General features: G+C 70.3%; 14 protein-coding genes and 1 tRNA gene. 5 read left to right on the forward strand and 10 right to left on the reverse strand.

Annotated elements, in window-relative coordinates:
- The first annotated feature begins 61 nt into the window (after nt 1-61).
- From pheT to C9I47_RS05555, 5 genes are all read left to right on the forward strand, one after another.
- Nucleotides 62-2,497 carry a phenylalanine--tRNA ligase subunit beta gene (gene pheT, locus C9I47_RS05535; protein WP_111265867.1) on the forward strand — a complete coding sequence of 812 codons (2,436 nt, stop codon included), beginning with the start codon at nt 62-64 and terminating at the stop codon, nt 2,495-2,497.
- A gap of 24 nt (nt 2,498-2,521) precedes the next feature.
- Complete coding sequence (locus C9I47_RS05540) at nt 2,522-2,821, forward strand: integration host factor subunit alpha (protein ID WP_111265868.1); 300 nt, start codon at nt 2,522-2,524, stop codon at nt 2,819-2,821.
- A complete protein-coding gene (locus tag C9I47_RS05545; RefSeq protein ID WP_111265869.1) occupies nt 2,802-3,158 on the forward strand; it encodes a MerR family transcriptional regulator in 357 nt (118 codons plus the stop codon). The genes C9I47_RS05540 and C9I47_RS05545 overlap by 20 nt, the downstream gene beginning before the upstream one ends.
- Nucleotides 3,159-3,320: 162 nt before the next feature.
- Nucleotides 3,321-3,397 (forward strand) — tRNA-Pro (locus tag C9I47_RS05550).
- A 142-nt stretch (nt 3,398-3,539) separates the two neighbouring features.
- Nucleotides 3,540-4,634, forward strand: coding sequence for a TraB/GumN family protein (locus C9I47_RS05555; protein ID WP_190238616.1), 1,095 nt, complete (start codon nt 3,540-3,542; stop codon nt 4,632-4,634).
- Here the strand turns inward: C9I47_RS05555 and C9I47_RS05560 are convergent.
- The 10 genes from C9I47_RS05560 to C9I47_RS05605 form a co-directional block, all read right to left on the reverse strand.
- Nucleotides 4,601-5,518, reverse strand: coding sequence for a DUF6999 family protein (locus C9I47_RS05560; protein ID WP_111265871.1), 918 nt, complete (start codon nt 5,516-5,518; stop codon nt 4,601-4,603). The two genes, C9I47_RS05555 and C9I47_RS05560, sit on opposite strands and share 34 nt — an antisense overlap.
- Nucleotides 5,515-7,416: a StlD/DarB family beta-ketosynthase gene (locus C9I47_RS05565; protein WP_111265872.1), complete on the reverse strand. Its 1,902-nt coding sequence runs from the start codon at nt 7,414-7,416 to the stop codon at nt 5,515-5,517. Before C9I47_RS05565 ends, C9I47_RS05560 begins: the two co-directional genes overlap by 4 nt.
- Entirely contained in the window at nt 7,416-8,303 is an 888-nt protein-coding gene (locus C9I47_RS05570) for a fatty acid desaturase (protein ID WP_111265873.1), read from the reverse strand. Before C9I47_RS05570 ends, C9I47_RS05565 begins: the two co-directional genes overlap by 1 nt.
- Nucleotides 8,300-9,073, reverse strand: a complete 774-nt coding sequence (locus tag C9I47_RS05575; protein WP_223250291.1) for a sterol desaturase family protein — start codon at nt 9,071-9,073, stop codon at nt 8,300-8,302. The genes C9I47_RS05570 and C9I47_RS05575 overlap by 4 nt, the downstream gene beginning before the upstream one ends.
- Before the next feature lie 56 nt (nt 9,074-9,129).
- On the reverse strand, nt 9,130-11,049 hold the full coding sequence (gene dxs / locus C9I47_RS05580) for a 1-deoxy-D-xylulose-5-phosphate synthase (protein ID WP_111265874.1): 1,920 nt from the start codon (nt 11,047-11,049) through the stop codon (nt 9,130-9,132).
- Between the two features lie 309 nt (nt 11,050-11,358).
- Nucleotides 11,359-12,507 carry a hypothetical protein gene (locus C9I47_RS17690; RefSeq protein ID WP_190238617.1) on the reverse strand — a complete coding sequence of 383 codons (1,149 nt, stop codon included), beginning with the start codon at nt 12,505-12,507 and terminating at the stop codon, nt 11,359-11,361.
- A 219-nt stretch (nt 12,508-12,726) separates the two neighbouring features.
- Nucleotides 12,727-13,452 (reverse strand): HNH endonuclease, encoded by a 726-nt coding sequence (locus C9I47_RS05590; protein ID WP_111265875.1) that lies wholly within the window; start codon nt 13,450-13,452, stop codon nt 12,727-12,729.
- Nucleotides 13,453-13,524: 72 nt separating this feature from the next.
- Entirely contained in the window at nt 13,525-14,019 is a 495-nt protein-coding gene (locus tag C9I47_RS05595) for a GNAT family N-acetyltransferase (RefSeq protein ID WP_223250292.1), read from the reverse strand.
- A complete protein-coding gene (locus tag C9I47_RS05600; protein WP_111265877.1) occupies nt 14,012-14,362 on the reverse strand; it encodes a hypothetical protein in 351 nt (116 codons plus the stop codon). Before C9I47_RS05600 ends, C9I47_RS05595 begins: the two co-directional genes overlap by 8 nt.
- A gap of 4 nt (nt 14,363-14,366) precedes the next feature.
- Nucleotides 14,367-16,145: an acyl-CoA dehydrogenase C-terminal domain-containing protein gene (locus tag C9I47_RS05605; protein WP_111265878.1), complete on the reverse strand. Its 1,779-nt coding sequence runs from the start codon at nt 16,143-16,145 to the stop codon at nt 14,367-14,369.
- Between the last annotated feature and the right edge of the window lie 47 nt (nt 16,146-16,192).

Raw genomic sequence — 16,192 nt, forward strand, 5'->3', positions numbered from 1 at the left:
GCTGAAAAGCACCGAACCCTTTCCCCGGCCCCTGGCCCCCAGCTCTAGACCCTGGATAGATATGAAATTCAGCGAAAACTGGCTTCGCCACCATGTCCCGACCTCCGCCAGCCGCGACGAGCTCGTCGCCACGCTGACCGCGATCGGCCTCGAGGTCGAGGAGGTCGCTGCGCTGGGCGACTCGCTGGACGGTGTGGTGGTCGCGCAGATCCTCTCCGCGTCCAAGCACCCGGAAGCCGACCGCCTGCAGATCTGCGAGGTCGACACCGGCGACGGCACCGTGCAGATCGTCTGCGGGGCGCCGAACGCGCGCGCCGGGTTGAAGGCGCCGCTGGCCACCGTCGGCACCGTGCTGCCCGGCGAGCTGAAGATCAAGCCGGCCAAGCTGCGCGGGGTGGAGTCGTTCGGCATGCTGTGCTCGGCCAAGGAACTGGCCTGCGACAGCGACAGCGCCGGTTTGCTGGAACTGCCCGATGACGCCCCGGTCGGGGCGCCAATCGCCGGCTATCTGGGGCTGCCGGATGCGACGATCGAGCTGAAGCTGACGCCGAACCGCGCCGACTGCTTCAGTGTGCGCGGCATCGCCTACGACGTGGCCGCCGCGCTGGGCAGCGAAGTCCGCCCGCTGGAGGCCTCCCCGGTGGCGGCGGCCGACGGGGTCGCGCCCGGGTTCGACGGCGACGCGGTCCTGCTCGAGGCAGGCGCCAAGGTGCCGCGCTTCGTCGGCCGTGCGATCGACGGCATCGATGCCGCCGCGAAGACCCCGCTGTGGATGGCCGACCGCCTGCGCCGCAGTGGCGTCCGCCCGATCAGCTTCCTGGTCGATGTGACCCAGTACGTGATGCTGGAACTCGGCCAGCCGATGCATGCCTTCGACCGCGACACCCTGCAGGCGCCGGTGGTGGTACGGCCGGCCCGCGACGGTGAGTCGCTGGCCCTGCTCGACGGCCGCGAGGTGACTCTCGACGACGACTTCCTGGTCGTCGCCGACAGCCGGGGCGGCCATGGTGCGCGCGCGGTCGCGCTGGGCGGCATCATGGGCGGCCTCGATACCCGGGTCACCGATGCCACTGCGAACGTGTTCCTCGAGGCCGCGCACTGGATTCCTTCGGCGATCATCGGTCGCAGCCGCAAGCTCGGCATGCATACCGACGCCGGCCACCGCTTCGAGCGCGGCGTCGATCCGGAGCTGCCGCGGATCGCGGTGGAGTACGCGACCCGGCTGATCCTGGACGTTGCCGGCGGTCGCCCGGGGCCGGTGATCGAAGCCGTGCGCGAGGCCGGCCTGAGCCGCCCGCAGCCGGTGATGCTGCGCCGCGAGCGCCTGGCACGGGTGCTCGGGGTGCGCGTGCCGGACGCCGAGGTCGAACGCATCCTGCGCGCTCTGGGACTGCAGGTGGAGCCGGCCTCCGACGCCAAGGGCGCCGAAGGCTGGCGCGTGCAGGCGCCAGCGCGCCGTTTCGATATCGAGATCGAAGAGGACCTGATCGAGGAGGTCGCCCGCATCCACGGCTACGATGCGATCCCGACCACCCTGCCGGTGGGCGCCTCGCGCCTGGTCGCGCCTGCCGAAGGACGGGTCGACGACGCCAGCCTGCGCCGGCAGATGGCGTCGCGCGGTTACCTGGAGGCGGTCAACTACGCCTTCGTCGACGCCGGCCTGCTCGAGGCCTGGGGCGTCGCTGGCGACGGGGTGGCGCTGGCCAACCCGCTCAGCGCCGAGCTGGGGGTGATGCGGACCCGGTTGTTGCCGGGGCTGGTGGCGGCACTGGGGCGCAATGCCGCGCGCCAGCAGGCGCGGGTCCGCCTGTTCGAACTGGGCAACGTGTTCGCCCGCGACCGCTCGGACGCGGCCGGGGAGGCGCCGGCGCCGATCCAGACCCTGCATGTCGCCGCCGTCGCCTGCGGCCCGGTTCATGCCGAGCAGTGGGGGCAGCCGGAGCGCGCGGTCGGTTTCCACGACCTGAAGGGCGACCTGCAGAGCCTGGCGGCCCTGGCGGGCGCCGAACTGGAATTCCGTCCCTCGCACCCGTCCTGGGCGCATCCGGGCCGCTCCGCGGACATCTTCCGCGACGGCCGCGCGATCGGCTGGATCGGGCAGTTGCATCCGCGCCTGCAGCGGGCCTTGGAGCTGGACGTCGACGTGGTCGCGTTCGAGCTGGCCCTGGAGCCGCTGGCTGAACGGGCGATTCCGAAGGCGCGCCCGCTGTCCAAGTACCCGTCCGTCCGCCGGGATCTCGCGTTCGTCGTCGCCGAACCGATCGGCTGGGGCGAGCTGGCGGCCAGTGTCCGTGCCGCCGCGGGCCCGTCCCTGCGCGATCTGGTGCTGTTTGACCGCTACCAGGGCAAGGGGGTTGAATCAGGTTTCAAGAGTCTCGCTATGGGCTTGATTATGCAGGATGAATCGCGCACTCTGACCGACCGGGACGTGGATGCCGTGGTGGCCGAGGTGACTGCCGCCCTGCAACGCGATCACGGTGCGACGGTGCGCGGTTGAGCGCCGGATTGATTAGGGGTTGAGATGGCACTGACCAAGGCTGAGATGGCCGAGCGCTTGTTCGACGAGGTCGGCCTGAACAAGCGCGAAGCGAAGGAGTTCGTCGATGCGTTCTTCGACGCCCTGCGCGAGGCGCTGGAACAGGGACGCCAGGTGAAGCTGTCGGGCTTCGGCAATTTCGATCTGCGCCGCAAGAACCAGCGGCCGGGCCGCAACCCCAAGACCGGCGAGGAAATTCCGATTTCGGCACGTACGGTGGTGACCTTCCGTCCGGGCCAGAAGCTGAAGGAGCGAGTGGAGGCCTATGCTGGACCCGGGCAGTAACCGCGAGCTGCCGCCGATCCCGGCGAAGCGCTACTTCACCATCGGTGAGGTCAGCGAACTGTGCGACGTCAAGCCGCACGTGCTGCGTTACTGGGAAACCGAGTTCCCGAGCCTCAACCCGGTCAAGCGCCGCGGCAACCGCCGCTACTACCAGCGCCACGAGGTGCTGATGGTGCGGCAGATCCGCGCGCTGCTGTACGAACAGGGCTACACCATCGGCGGCGCGCGCCAGCGTCTGGAAGGCGACGCGGCCAAGGAAGAGTCCGTGCTCAGCGCGCAGATCATCAAGCAGGTGCGGATGGAGCTGGAGGAGATCCTGCAGCTGCTGCGCCGCTAGCGGCGCAAGCCGCGACCGCGTCTCCCGGGAAAGCCCAATCGCGGCTTACGCCGCTCCTACGCCAGGCCCGCGACGTGATCGGAGCGGGGGCATGGTGGGATCCGCGGGCAATAGGTATACTTGCCGCCCGCTCGACGCACCGCCGTCGCAGCGTGACAAGTTCGGGGTGTAGCGCAGCCTGGTAGCGCACCTGTCTGGGGGACAGGTGGTCGTCGGTTCGAATCCGGCCACCCCGACCAATCCAAAGCCTTGCTGAACCGCCCATCGACACCCGGACTTCCGGGTGTTTGCGTTTGTGGGCGGCTTTGCTGTAGTCGCGACTTGTCGTCAATGGCATCGGCCACGGCGACGGTGTCCCCGATATCCGGCAAAGGAGTTTGCATGAGCCCGCGTCTCTCCCCATTGGTCCTGGCCACCGCGCTGTCCGCGCTTGCCGTCTCGCCGATGAGTCCGGCTGCCGCCCGGTCCGGCGTCGAAGCGCCCGCGGCGCCGGAACCGGTACGCGATCTGGACACCATCGTGGTCAGTGGCGTGGTGCCGGGTCCCGGGTTGTGGAAGGTCGGTCGCGACGGCCACGTGCTGTGGGTCCTCGGCACACTGTCGCCGCTGCCAAAGAAGATGGAGTGGGAGGCGCGCGATGTCGAGCAGGTGATTGCGCAGGCGCAGGAGGTGATGTTGGCGCCGAGCGTGTCGATCAAGGCCGATGTCGGCTTCTTCCGTGGTCTGGCGCTGGCGCCGCGCCTGGTCGGTGCGCGCAAGAACCCGGATGGCAAGCGTCTGCGGGAACTGGTGCCGGCGGCCAACTATGCCCGCTGGCAGGTGTTGAAGGAACGCTATATCGGCCGCGATCGCGGGGTCGAATCGTGGCGGCCGATGTTCGCGGCGCTGAAGCTCTACGAGGAAGCGGTCGAGGACACCGGCCTGCGGATCGACGACAGCGTCTCCGACCGGGTCGAGGCACTGGCCGGCGAGCATGGGGTGACCCTGAGCAAGCCCGGGGTCGAGGTGGTGATCGAAGACCCCAAGCAGGCGATCACCGAGTTCAAGCAGGGGCGGATCGACGATCTGGCCTGCTTCGACAGGACCCTGGACCGGCTCGAGACCGACCTGGCGTTCATGCGCGATCGCGCCAATGCCTGGGCGGTCGGCGATGTCGAGGGCCTGCGGGCGCTGCCGTATACCGATCAGTTCGAGGCCTGCCGCGATGCCGCGCGCAATATCCAGGCCCTGCGCAGCCGCGCCGGCGATCTGCCGTCGCAGGTGCATGCGCAGTGGCTGGGCGAGGCCGAGCGGGCGCTGTCCAACAACGCGGTCACCCTGGCCCTGTTGCCGATGCGCGAGCTGCTCTCCTCCGACGGGCTGGCCGCGGAGCTGCGTGCGCGCGGCTACAGCGTCCAGGCGCCCGGCGAGTACGAGGAGGAGGCCCCGGCGATGGCGGGCGATTACGGCGAGGCGTCGCCGGCCGCCGCCGACTGATCCGTCGGCGCGGCTTCGCGGGCCGCGCCCATCCGTACCAGCAGGCCGTGCAGCATCTCGGTGGACAGGCCGTGCAGGGTCAGGCGGAAGCCGGCGCGCAGGGTCGACATCGGTACCAGCGGGTGGCGATTGTTGAGCAGGACCAGGTGGTCGCGGGCGTCGAGGAGGGTCGCCGCGTACAGGCCGATGGTCTCGTCCAACTGCAGCGAATTGGTCGCGCGCCAGAAGTCGCTGTCGGTCAGCAGCAACTGGTAGATCGGGGTGAACAGCTCGATCGAGCTCTGCAGGTCGAGGAAATTGCGCCGCCGCCGCGGCATGTCCTCCAGCCGCAGCGGCGGCTGTTCGATCATCGACAGGTCCGGCGTCTCGACATGGGCCAGCTCGCGGCCCTCGCGCTGCAGCGCGGTGTTGAGGCGGATGATGAAGTTGTAGAGGTTCAGGTCGTGGACGAGGAACATCTCCTCGCGCACGTCGCTGATGCGCGCCGGGGTCAGCGGATTGGTGCTCACCTCGACCGGCGCGTTGCGGGCGATGAAGGCCAGCACCTGCGAGCCGATGTGGAAATGGCGCAGGATCAGCCAGTTGGCCTCCGGGCGGATGAAGTTCTCCATGCCCCAGGCCAGCAGCCGGTGCAGGGCGCGCGAGAACGCCAGCTTGCGCGGGGCGAACACCTTCAGGACCTGGATCAGCACGATCATCGTCCGCGCCAGCGGGCGGACGAACGGCAGCAGGTACTGGCGCGAGGCCGAGCTGGAGTCGACCAGCCAGGCGTGCTTGACCGCCTCGTCGATCGGGGTGCTGCGGTCCAGGTACATCGCCAGCCACGGGCTGGGATCGCGCGGATCGTGCGCCTGGTCGAGGAAATCCCGCGAGGCCTTCTTCATCGTGGCTCCTGCCTTCGTCCCGCCGGTAAGTGTTCGAACTGCATCAGGTAGAGCTCGGCGGTCCGCCGCGCGGTATCGATGATCGCATGCGCGCCGCGTCCGTCGTGGTCGTACTCGAGCACGATCTCGACCGCGCGCAGCCAGCGGGCCAGATGGTGCTGGTCGTTCTCGCCATGGTATTCGAGGAAGCGGAACGCGTCCGCGGGCAGGTCGAGCACGGCCTTCATCAGCGGCAGCAGGGCCGGAATGATGCGCTGGCCGGTGCCCTCGATGACGTAGATCGCACCGAGCAGGCCGAGCGGATTCGGCGTCGCCGCCAGCGCGTGCAGGTAGCTGTTGAGCGCCTCGCCGCCGGGGTTGCGGCGCAACGCGTCGATGTCGCCGACCTCGCCGCCGGCGCGCCGGTAGTCGTCGAACAGGATCATGTAGTCGTCCTGTTCGTCGCCGGCATGGGTTTCGATCAGGGCCTGCAGCGCCTGGTACGGCGCCTGCACCGAGGCCGCGCCCTCGCGCATCCAGCGGCTGCCCTCGCGGACCTGCGGGATCCAGTCGCGCATCCAGGCCTGGTAGTCGGCGCGGTCGAAGCGGCCCTCGCGAAGTGCGCGGATCATCGGCGTGCGCCACACCCGCGAGCGGTAGCCGTGCCAGATCGTCGCCAGTTCGCCGAGCAGGTGACGCAGCGCGGCGGGCGCGTCGGCGGGGTCGTGCGGCGGCGCGATCGTGTCGTCGGCGACGGCTTCCGCAACCGGCGCCGGAGTCGCGGTGTCGACGGCGGCATCGGCGGCCTCGACCTCGATCATCACGAAGGCGACGGTGAAGCGGCCCGACTCGGGGATGAAGCACAGGATCCGCTCGCCCGGACGCGGCGCGCGGGTACGCAGGAACTCGTCCAGCATCACGAAGATCGACGCCGCGCCGGTGTTGCCGCGACGGGTCAGGTTGCTGTACCAGCGCTCGCGCGGGATCGACAGCCCGGCCTTGGCCATCAGCTCGTCGACGACCGGCGCGAAACGTTCCGACGAGTAGTGGCAGAGGAAGTGATCGACCTGGGCCGGGTCGATCCAGCCGTCGTGGCACAGCCGGGCGTATTCGTGCACGCCGACGTCGAACAGGTGCGGCAGCAGGCGGATGTCCTGGCGCAGGAACAGCGCGCCGTCGGCCTCGGCGTCGCCCCAGGCGTCGTAGTCCAGGTGCGAACGGCCGCGGTCGGGCGTCAGGCCCAGTTGCATGCAGACCGGATAGTCGCCGGCGAACGAACGCTGGTGGATGAAGCGCAGGCGCAGGCGGATGCCTTCGCGCGGCGGCGCCGCGGCCAGCTGCAGGGCGCCGGCGCCGTCGGACAGCATCCAGCGCAGGAAGTGCGCGTCGAAGTCGGCGTCGTAGTCGCGCGCGGCGTAGCGCGAGCGCTTGAACAGCCGCGACGGCATTTCCGCGGCGGCGACCAGCGCGTGCGCATGCGCGCCCAGCTCCACTGCCGACGCCGCGCCCTCCCAGGCGGCGACGCCGGACGCACAGATGCCATGCGCGGTCAGCACCTGCATCGGCGGCGCGGCCAGCTCGCCGTGCACCATGCTGGCGAAACCGGGCATCAGCGCATCGCCGCCGGAGCTGCCGCAGGCCAGCAGGCCGACGTCCCGCAGCGACGTGCCGGTCGCGCCCAGACAGTCGCCGATCGCCGCGGCCGCCATCGCCGCGCAGCTGTGCACGGTGCGGCCCTCGCGGTCGATCGCGTAGTGACGGGCAAGGATGCCGTTCTCGGCGAGGATGCGCCGCTTGATCCGGCCGGATATCCGGTTCAGGGGAGCGACGTAGGCGTCCATCGCCTCGTTGTCGATGGCCGGACCGGGCAGGAAGCGGCCGGTGCCGTGGATCCAGGTGCGGTTGAAGACGGTGGGCATCAACGGTCCTTGTGATTGAAGGCGGCGGTCGCACGCAGCGACCGGGAGCGCAGCGCCGGCATCAGCGGCGCCAGCATGAATACGCGCAGCACGTAGCGTGCGAGGCCGGCTTCGAGCAGACGCGGATCGATGCGGGCGCGATAGCGGCGGTGCAGCGCGGGCAGGCTCGACCAGTGCGCCCGCCCGTGCTCGTGATGGGCGGTATGCAGGCCGATGTTGAACAGCAGCGGGTTGAGCAGGCCCTCGAAGTTGCGCGCGTAGCCGAACCGGCTGCGGTCGTCGGCGTGCGCGTGCTGGAGGTAGTTCGCGGCCAGCAGCCAGTGCAGGCCGAACAGCTGCGGCACGATCACCAGCAGCAGGGCGCGTGCCGGATCGATCGCCAGCAGCACGCCCCAACTCGCCAGCCACAGCAGGTATTGCAGCGCGTACCAGCGCCAGGCCCCGGGGTGCAGGCGCCGGACCCGGCCCAGCCAGCGGATCACCAGCGGGTAGACCGCCACCGATGCCTGCAGCGGGTGCATGGCCCATCCGGCCAGATGGTTGTGGTCGCCAAAACGCCAGGTCCGCATCGCATCGTCCCCGCCATGCCGGTGGCGATGGTGGTTGAGGCGGTGGGTCGGATGGAAGACGCAGGTCGGATGTCCCTGCAGCAGGGTGATCGCCAGATCGGTGGCGCGGTTGAGGCCGCGCCGCGTCCACATCGGCAGGTGCGCGTGGTTGTGATGGATCACGCTGATGCCGACCGCGAGGAACAGCGACGCCAGCCAGGCCGGCCAGGCGAAGCCATGCAACCACTGCAGGCCCATCAACAGCGCCTGCGCCACCAGGTAGCCCAGACTTTGCAGGTCGCTGCGGTCGCGCAGCGCGCCGAGCGGGCGCAGGCTCATCGCGCCTCCTGCTTCGATTTCGCCGCCGTGATGCGGGCATCGGCGGCGTTCAGCGGGATCGTGCTGCCGGCGAGGCGGTCGAACACGTCGAGCAGGAAGCCGTAGTTGCCGTGGTAGCAGGCGTGATGCAGATGATGGCGTCGGCTGGCCGCGCGCCAGCCGCGTGCGGGCGCATCGGCGCTGGCCTCGTAGTTGCCGTGGCCGAGGTTGTTGAGCACGATGCTGAGCACCGGCAGCGTCATCAGCGCGGCGAAGCTGAAGTCGTGCGCCAGCATCGGCAGCAGCGGCACGCTGCCCAGCATCGCCGCCTCGACCGGGTGGAAGGCGTAGGTCGACCAGGGCGTGGGCACGTGCGAGCGATGGTGCATCGCGTGGAAGCGACGCAGCGGCCGCGTGTGCAGCAAGCGGTGGTTGAGGTAGAAGTGCAGCTCGTTCCACAGGAACAGCACCACGATCTCGATCGCGATCTGCCACGGCGACGGTTCGACCGCGAGCCGCGCCCAACCCAGGCGCAACAGGCCCCAGGGCACGACCAGTCCGAGCCCGAACACCAGGATCGACGACGCCGACGCCCACAGTTCGCGGCGCAGCTGGCCCGCGGGCAGCGGGCGCGGGTCGAGCCGGCGACCGTAGCCCAGGGACGGCAGCAGGCGCTGCCACAACAGTGCGGCGATGCCGCCGGTGAGGGCGTAGAGCAGGGTGAACCAGGCCACCCCCACCGCCATCACGGTCGGGGCGTCGAACGCGATGAAACGTTCGCCCCAGCTCACCGCGTCTCCCTGTGCGTCGGGGTCAAGGCGTGTTCAGTCCATGCATCGCCGGTCGCTCAGCGCGACGCGGTCTGCGCCGGCGGCAGGGCCAGTTCGGGCCAGCGCGCCAGCAGGGCGCGACGGATACCCTCGGCGTCGAGACCGGCCTCGGCGAGCAGCTCCTCGCGGCTGGCATGGTGCTGGAACGCATCCGGCAGGCCCAGATGCAGGATCGGCAGGGTGATGCCCTCGGCGGCCAGCAGTTCGGCCACGCCGGAACCGGCTCCGCCGGCGACGACATTGTCCTCGAGGGTGACGAAGCCGGCGTGGTCGTTCGCCAGCTCCAGGATCAGGGCGCGGTCGAGCGGCTTGACGAAGCGCATGTTGACCAGGGTCAGGCCCAGCGACGCGGCGACCTCCTCGGCGGCGGCGACCACCGCGCCGAAGGCCAGCAGGGCGATGGGGCCGCCGCGACGGCGCAACTGCGCCTTGCCGATCGGCAGCGTGTCCAGGCCGGGCTGGATCGCGACCCCGGGACCGGTGCCGCGCGGGTAGCGGACCGCGGCCGGGCCGGCATGGCGGTGGCCGGTCGACAGCATCAGCCGGCACTCGTTCTCGTCCGCCGGGGCCATCACCAGCATGTTCGGCACGCAGCGCAGATAGCTCAGGTCGAGGTTGCCGGCATGGGTCGCGCCGTCGGGACCGACCACGCCGCCGCGGTCGATCGCGAACAGCACGTCGAGGTTCTGGATCGCGACATCGTGGACCAACTGGTCGTAGCCGCGCTGCAGGAAGGTCGAGTAGATCGCGACGACGGGCCTGGCGCCTTCGCAGGCCATGCCCGCGGCCAGGGTGACCGCGTGTTGTTCGGCGATGGCGACGTCGAAGTAGCGCTCGGGGTACTCCCTGCTGAAGCGCACCAGGCCCGAGCCCTCGCGCATCGCCGGGGTGATGCCCATCAGCCCGGGGTCGGCGGCGGCCATGTCGCACAGCCAGTCGCCGAACACGTCGGTGTAGGTCGGCTTCTTCGCCGCCGCCTTCTTGACCATGCCCTGGGCGGGATCGAACGGGCCGACCGCGTGATAACCGATCTGGTCGCCCTCGGCCAGCTCGTAGCCCTTGCCCTTGGTGGTGATGATGTGCAGCAGCTGCGGTCCCTTCAGGGTCTTGAGCGTCTTCAGCGCGCCCAGCAGCGCCGGCAGGTCGTGACCGTCGATCGGACCGGTGTAGTGGAAGCCGAGCTCCTCGAAGAAGGTGGACGGCACGAACATGCCCTTCCAGTGCTCTTCCCAGCGGCGCACGAAGCGCGCCGGCGCGCCGTGCTTGTCGCCGAGCAGCTTCTTGCCGCCCTCGCGCAGGGCGTTGAGCGTGCGGCTGCCGGTCAGGCGGCCGAGCATGCGGGTGACGCCGCCGACGTTCTCCGAGATCGACATCTGGTTGTCGTTGAGGATCACCAGCAGGTTCGGCTCCTCGCTGCCGGGCTCCGCGCCCATGCCGCCGGCGTGGGCCAGCGCCTCGAACGCCATGCCGCCGGTGATCGCGCCGTCGCCGATCACCGCCACCACCCGGCGTTCGTCGCCGCCGCGCTGCAGCGCGACCGCCATGCCCAGCGCGGCCGAGATCGAGGTCGAGGAGTGGCCGACGCCGAAGGTGTCGTACTCGGACTCCTCGCGCTTGGGAAACGGTGCGACGCCGTCCTTCTGCTTGACGGTGTGGATGCTGTCGCGGCGGCCGGTGAGGATCTTGTGCGGGTAGCACTGGTGGCCGACGTCCCAGACCAGCCGGTCGGACGGGGTCTCGTACAGCCAGTGCAGGGCCACGGTCAGCTCGATCACGCCCAGGCCCGCGCCGAAGTGCCCGCCGACCCGCGCGACCTGCTCGATCAGATAGGCGCGCAACTCCTCGGCGATGGCGGGCAGCTCATCTTCCGGGAACTGGCGCAGATCGGCGGGGACGGCGATACGGGAAAGGCGGGGGTAGCGTTGCGGATCGATCATCGGGACGGGCAGCCTCGCCGCGGAAACGCGGCGCATCCGTCATTGTCCTGCGCGCAAACGAGGGGGGCAAGCCGTGGTGGGTGGAGGCATATCCAAGCCCGCCCGGATATCCCCCAAAGTTTGCTGCGCAAACCCTGGGCCCCACGGGCATGCTTCCCGCCCCCCATTCGTGCCCGCGGCACGAATCGCCCCCTGACTCAGGGGGATGAGGCAGGCGAACGCTCTTCGTAGGAGCGGCGTAAGCCGCGATGGGCCTTCCCGCGAAAGCATCATCGCGGCTTACGCCGCTCCCACAGGCTTGCGGGACGCTCAGCGCCCGCGCAGGCGGCCGAACAGGCCCGACTTCTGCGGTTCGGTGTCGGGCTCCGGTTCGCGGTATTCCTCGGCGAAACCGGTAGCGAGGTTGGCGTTGATGAAGTCGGCGACATCGGCCTCGGGCACGCCGCTGGCGGCGGCGATCTCGGCCAGGGTCGCCGGCCCCTTCATCATCACCGTCGAGATGCGGAAGTGCTTGGGGTATTCGCGCTCGGTCTGCGGCCATTTCAGCATCTGGAAGCGGCCGGCGGCATCGTAGCCCTCGGCGATCCGGCCCTTGCCGGCCAGCAGGCCGCCCAGCCAGACCAGGCGCAGCAACGGCTGCGGTTCGGCCTTGTTGGCCTCGGCCGCCCAGGTGGTGTCGTCGACCGGAGTGAAGTCGCCGCCCAGCACGCCGCCCTCGAACAGCGGTGCCAGCGGCTTGAGCGCGGTGGGGCCGACGTACAGGCGGGTGTTGGCATCGATCAGGATCCGCTGGCCGCCACGCTCGAACCGGACCCGGCCCTTGAGCCGGTTCCCATCCAGCCATTGGGCCAGGCCGGTCGCGCCGGCGGCGGCCGTGCCCGTGCCCGCGGCGGGCGAGGGGACCGGCGCGGTCGGGGCCGATGGCGTCGTGGCGGCCGGCCTGGCCGGCGCCGGTGAAGGCGTGGCCGGCTGCGCCACGGCCGGAGCTGCCGGCTTGGCGACAGGCGCGACCGGGGCCGAAGCAGGGGTTGGAGCCGGAGCAGGGGCGGTCGCCGGTGCGGGCGGTGCCGGCGCCGCCTTGGCCGCCGCCGGTGCCGGTTCGCGGGCCGGTGTGGCCACGCTGGCCAGAGCGCTGGTGTCGAGCGGCACGCCGGCGGCGCCGGCCAGCTCGCCGAGCAGGGTGGCGACGCTGTCGGCGTCGAACGGACGCTCGAGGCGGAAATCGGTCTGGGTGCGCGATGCGGTGGTCAGGCCGACGACCTGCTTCTGCGCCGCATGCAGCCGCAACCAGCTCATCGGGCCGTACATGCTGTCCATGTCGACGATGACGTAACCGGCATCCTGCTCGGACAGCAGCTGCCACGGCTTGCCGAGGCGGGCGTTGGCAGCGTTGAAGGCGGCGGTGAGCGCCGATTCGGTGTCCGGGTCCATTCCGGTCAAGCCCAGGGTCAGAGACATCGTCCAGTCCGTTTGCATGCGGGTCTCGCGATAACACGCGAGTGTTGCCAAGCCTGTCGTTCGCGTCAACGGATCGCGGCCGCTTTCAGGCAATCCGTCCAAAGCCGGGGTCGCGGTGCGCCCACCAGCGGCAAATTGGGACGCTGAGGGTCCATTTCCGGGCGTGGCGGGGGCGCTCGCCCCGGTCGCTGCGGGTGCGGTCGCGCGTGGACGACGGGCTCAGGTGACCAGGCGGGTGTTCTTCGGCAACTGGCTGCGCAGGAAGGTCATCTGGTCGGCCAGGATGTTGCGGTTGGACAGGATCAGGTGTTCGACCCAGCTCGGCCGGTAGGGCACGGCCAGCAGCGGCATGTGCGCCTGCTGGGGCGTGCGGTTGCCCTTGCGCGAGTTGCAGCTGAAGCAGGCGCTGACCACGTTCTCCCAGATGTCGCGGCCACCCTTGGAGACCGGCTGCACGTGGTCGCGGGTCAGGTGCGGGCGGCTGAAGTGCTGGCCGCAGTACAGGCACAGGTAGCTGTCGCGCGCGAACAGGGCGGCGTTGGTCAGGGCCGGGGTCGGGTCCAGCGCGCTGGCGCGGGCGTGGCCGCGCGCGGCGATGATCGGCGGCAGGTCGAGCACGCTCTGCTCGCCGGTCAGCCGGCTGGTGCCGCCGTGCACGCGCAGGCAGGGCTCGCCCAGGGTCCAGGCGACCGCGTCGCGGGCGTACAGGCAGGCGGCGTCCTGCCAGCTCATCCAGTCCAGGACGCGGCCGCAGGCGTCGAGCGACAGCAGCCGCACCGAGTTCAGGCGTTCGATCGCGTTGCGCGGGACCGGGCGTGGGCCGGTGGCGGTGGAGCGGAGGGCAATGCCGCCCGCATGGGGCGCTGGGCTGTCCGGGTCGCGGCGAGGTGCCGGACCGGATGCTCCCCCGAGGATCAAGCGTAATGGCGCTCTATCGGTCTCCATCGGGAAACCAGCTTATACGCCTTTGTTTACGTTTTGTGTAGGCATCGCGGCAAAGTTGCCGATGCCGGGGGCTCAGTCGGCGCCGTCGAGCGGCTTGCTCATCCGCAGCAGGTCGTCCGCGTAGCCGACCGCCTCGTACAACCGCCGCGCCCGCGCGTTGCCCGGAAACACCGACAGGGTCAGCCGGGTACAGGCGTACTCGCGGGCGAAGCGTTCGGCGTGATCGAGCATGCGACGGGCATGGCCGCGCCCCTCGTGGGCCGGCAGCACCGCCAGGTCGGAGACATGGCAGGTCGGCGCGCCGCCGAAGAAGTCGGTGCCCAGCAGCAGATGGATGAAGCCGGCCGCTGTGCCGTCGTGTTCGAGGACGAAGAAATGCGAGCCCTGAGGGCGTTCGTCCAGGTGACGGCTGATGTCGGCGCGCACGCCGGCGTCGACGGTCTCGCGGCGGCGCCCGGCCGGCAGCGGGAAGGCGCTGAAGCTTTCGGCGAAGCCGAGGATGAAATCGCGATCGGCACTCGTCGCCGGCCGGATCCGTACCGTGCCGTCGGCGACGTGGTCAGTCACCGCCGCCGCAGCCGCCGCCGAAGTCGCCGCCGCAGCCGCCATCGCCGAAGACGGATCCGCCGTCGCCGCTGTCGCCGCCAATGGCCGATCCATCGCCGTAATACGGATCCAGGCGCTGGTGTTCGCGTGCGTCGCCGATCGCCTGCGAGTGGGCGAAGGCGAGGCAGACGGCCGCACCCATCACCGGGACCAGCCAGGTCAGCATCAATTGCACCAGCTGTTGCGACGGCGAGAAGGCGGCCGCGCGCAGGATCCGCGCGGTCGCCACCAGGTTCAGCACCACCACGATCGCGGCCGCGACCAGGATCCAGCCGGGTATTCCGGTCGTCGCGGTCACCTCCATCCGCTTACTCCAGCGGCAGGTCCGGCAGCCCGGCGAGGCCGCTTTCGATCGCGCTGGCGTGGGCGGCCGTCCGCGGCAGGATCCGCGCGAAGTAGAAGCGGGCGGTCTCGCGCTTGTCGTCCTTGAACGCCTGCGGCTGCGAGGAGGCCTCGGCCGCGGCGACGCTGCGCGCCCACCAGTAGGCCAGGGCGACGTAGCCGGAGTACATCAGGTAGTCGTAGGCGGCGGCGCCGACCTCGTCGGGGTTGGCGGCGGCGCGCTTGCCGATCGACAGCGTCAGCTGCTGCCATTGCGCGGCCTTCTGCATCAGCTCGGCGACGAACGGCGCCAGCGCCGCATCGTCGGCATGCGCCTCGCAGAACCCGGCGATCATCTCCAGCATCACCTTCAGTCCCGCGCCCTGCAGCTGCATGACCTTGCGGCCGAGCAGGTCCAGCGCCTGGATGCCGGTGGTGCCCTCGTACAGGGTGGTGATGCGGGCGTCGCGGGCCAGCTGCTCCATGCCGTGCTCGGCGATGTAGCCGTGGCCGCCGAAACACTGCAGGGCGTTGTAGGTGCACTCCACGCCCCATTCGGTCAGGCAGGCCTTGACGATCGGGGTCATGAAGCCGACCAGCTCGTCGGCGCGCTTGCGCGCGGCCTCGTCGGCGCCGTGATGGGCCTCGTCGACCAGCAGCGCGCCGTGGTAGCCCATCACCCGGCCGCCCTCGACCAGCGCCTTGCAGGTCAGCAGCATGCGCCGCACGTCGGGGTGGACGATGATCGGATCGGCGGCCTTGTCGGGGAACTTCGCGCCGCTGAGCGCGCGCATCTGCAGGCGCTCGCGCGAGTAGCGCAGGGCGTTCTGCAACGCGCGGTCGGACAGGCCCAGGCCCTGCAGACCGACCGCGAGGCGGGCGGTGTTCATCATGGTGAACATGCCCATCAGGCCCTTGTTCGGCTGCCCGACCAGGTAGCCCTCGGCGCCGTCGAAGTTCATCACGCAGGTCGCCGAGCCGTGGATGCCCATCTTGTGTTCGAGGCTGCCGCAGCGCACCGCGTTCGCCTCGCCCATGTTGCCCTCGCGATCGACCTTGACCTTCGGCACCACGAACAGCGAGATGCCCTTGCTGCCGGCAGGCGCGTCGGGCAGGCGGGCCAGCACCAGGTGCACGATGTTCGCGGTCATGTCGTGCTCGCCGGCGGTGATGAAGATCTTGGTGCCGGTGATGCGGTAGCTGCCGTCGGCCTGCGGCTCGGCGCGGGTCTTGAGCAGGCCCAGGTCGGTGCCGCAATGCGGTTCGGTCAGGCACATCGTGCCGGTCCAGCGGCCCTCGACCAGCGGTCCGAGGAAGGCCTGCTTCTGCCAGTCCTCACCGTGCTGCAGCAGCGCCTCGGTGGCGCCGTGCGAGAGCAGCGGGAAGTTGCCCCAGGACAGGTTGGCGGCGTCGATCATCTCCTTCATCGGCACGCCGGCGGCATGCGGCAGGCCCTGGCCGCCGAAGTCGGTCGGCGACACCAGGCCCGGCCAGCCACCCTCGACGTACTGCGCGTAGGCCTGGCTGAACCCGGCCGGGGTGGTCACCTGGCCGCTGTCCTTGTCGAACGTGCAGCCCTGCTGGTCGCCGACCGCGTTCAGCGGCGCCAGCACGGTCTCGCAGAAGCGCGCGCCTTCCTCGAGCACGGCGTCGAGGATGTCGCGGGTCGCATCGGAGAACCCCATCTGCTGGAACGCGGTTTCCGCGTCCAGCACGTCGAACAGGGCGAAGCGGATGTCGTCGAGCGGGGCTTTGTATGCACTCATTGCGGGTCTTTCGTCCTAGGGTGATTGTCGGGGCGGTCGGCGTCGGC

It is taken from the genome of Marilutibacter maris (genome assembly GCF_003233695.1).
In the GTDB taxonomy this organism is placed as follows: Bacteria; Pseudomonadota; Gammaproteobacteria; order Xanthomonadales; family Xanthomonadaceae; genus Marilutibacter; species Marilutibacter maris.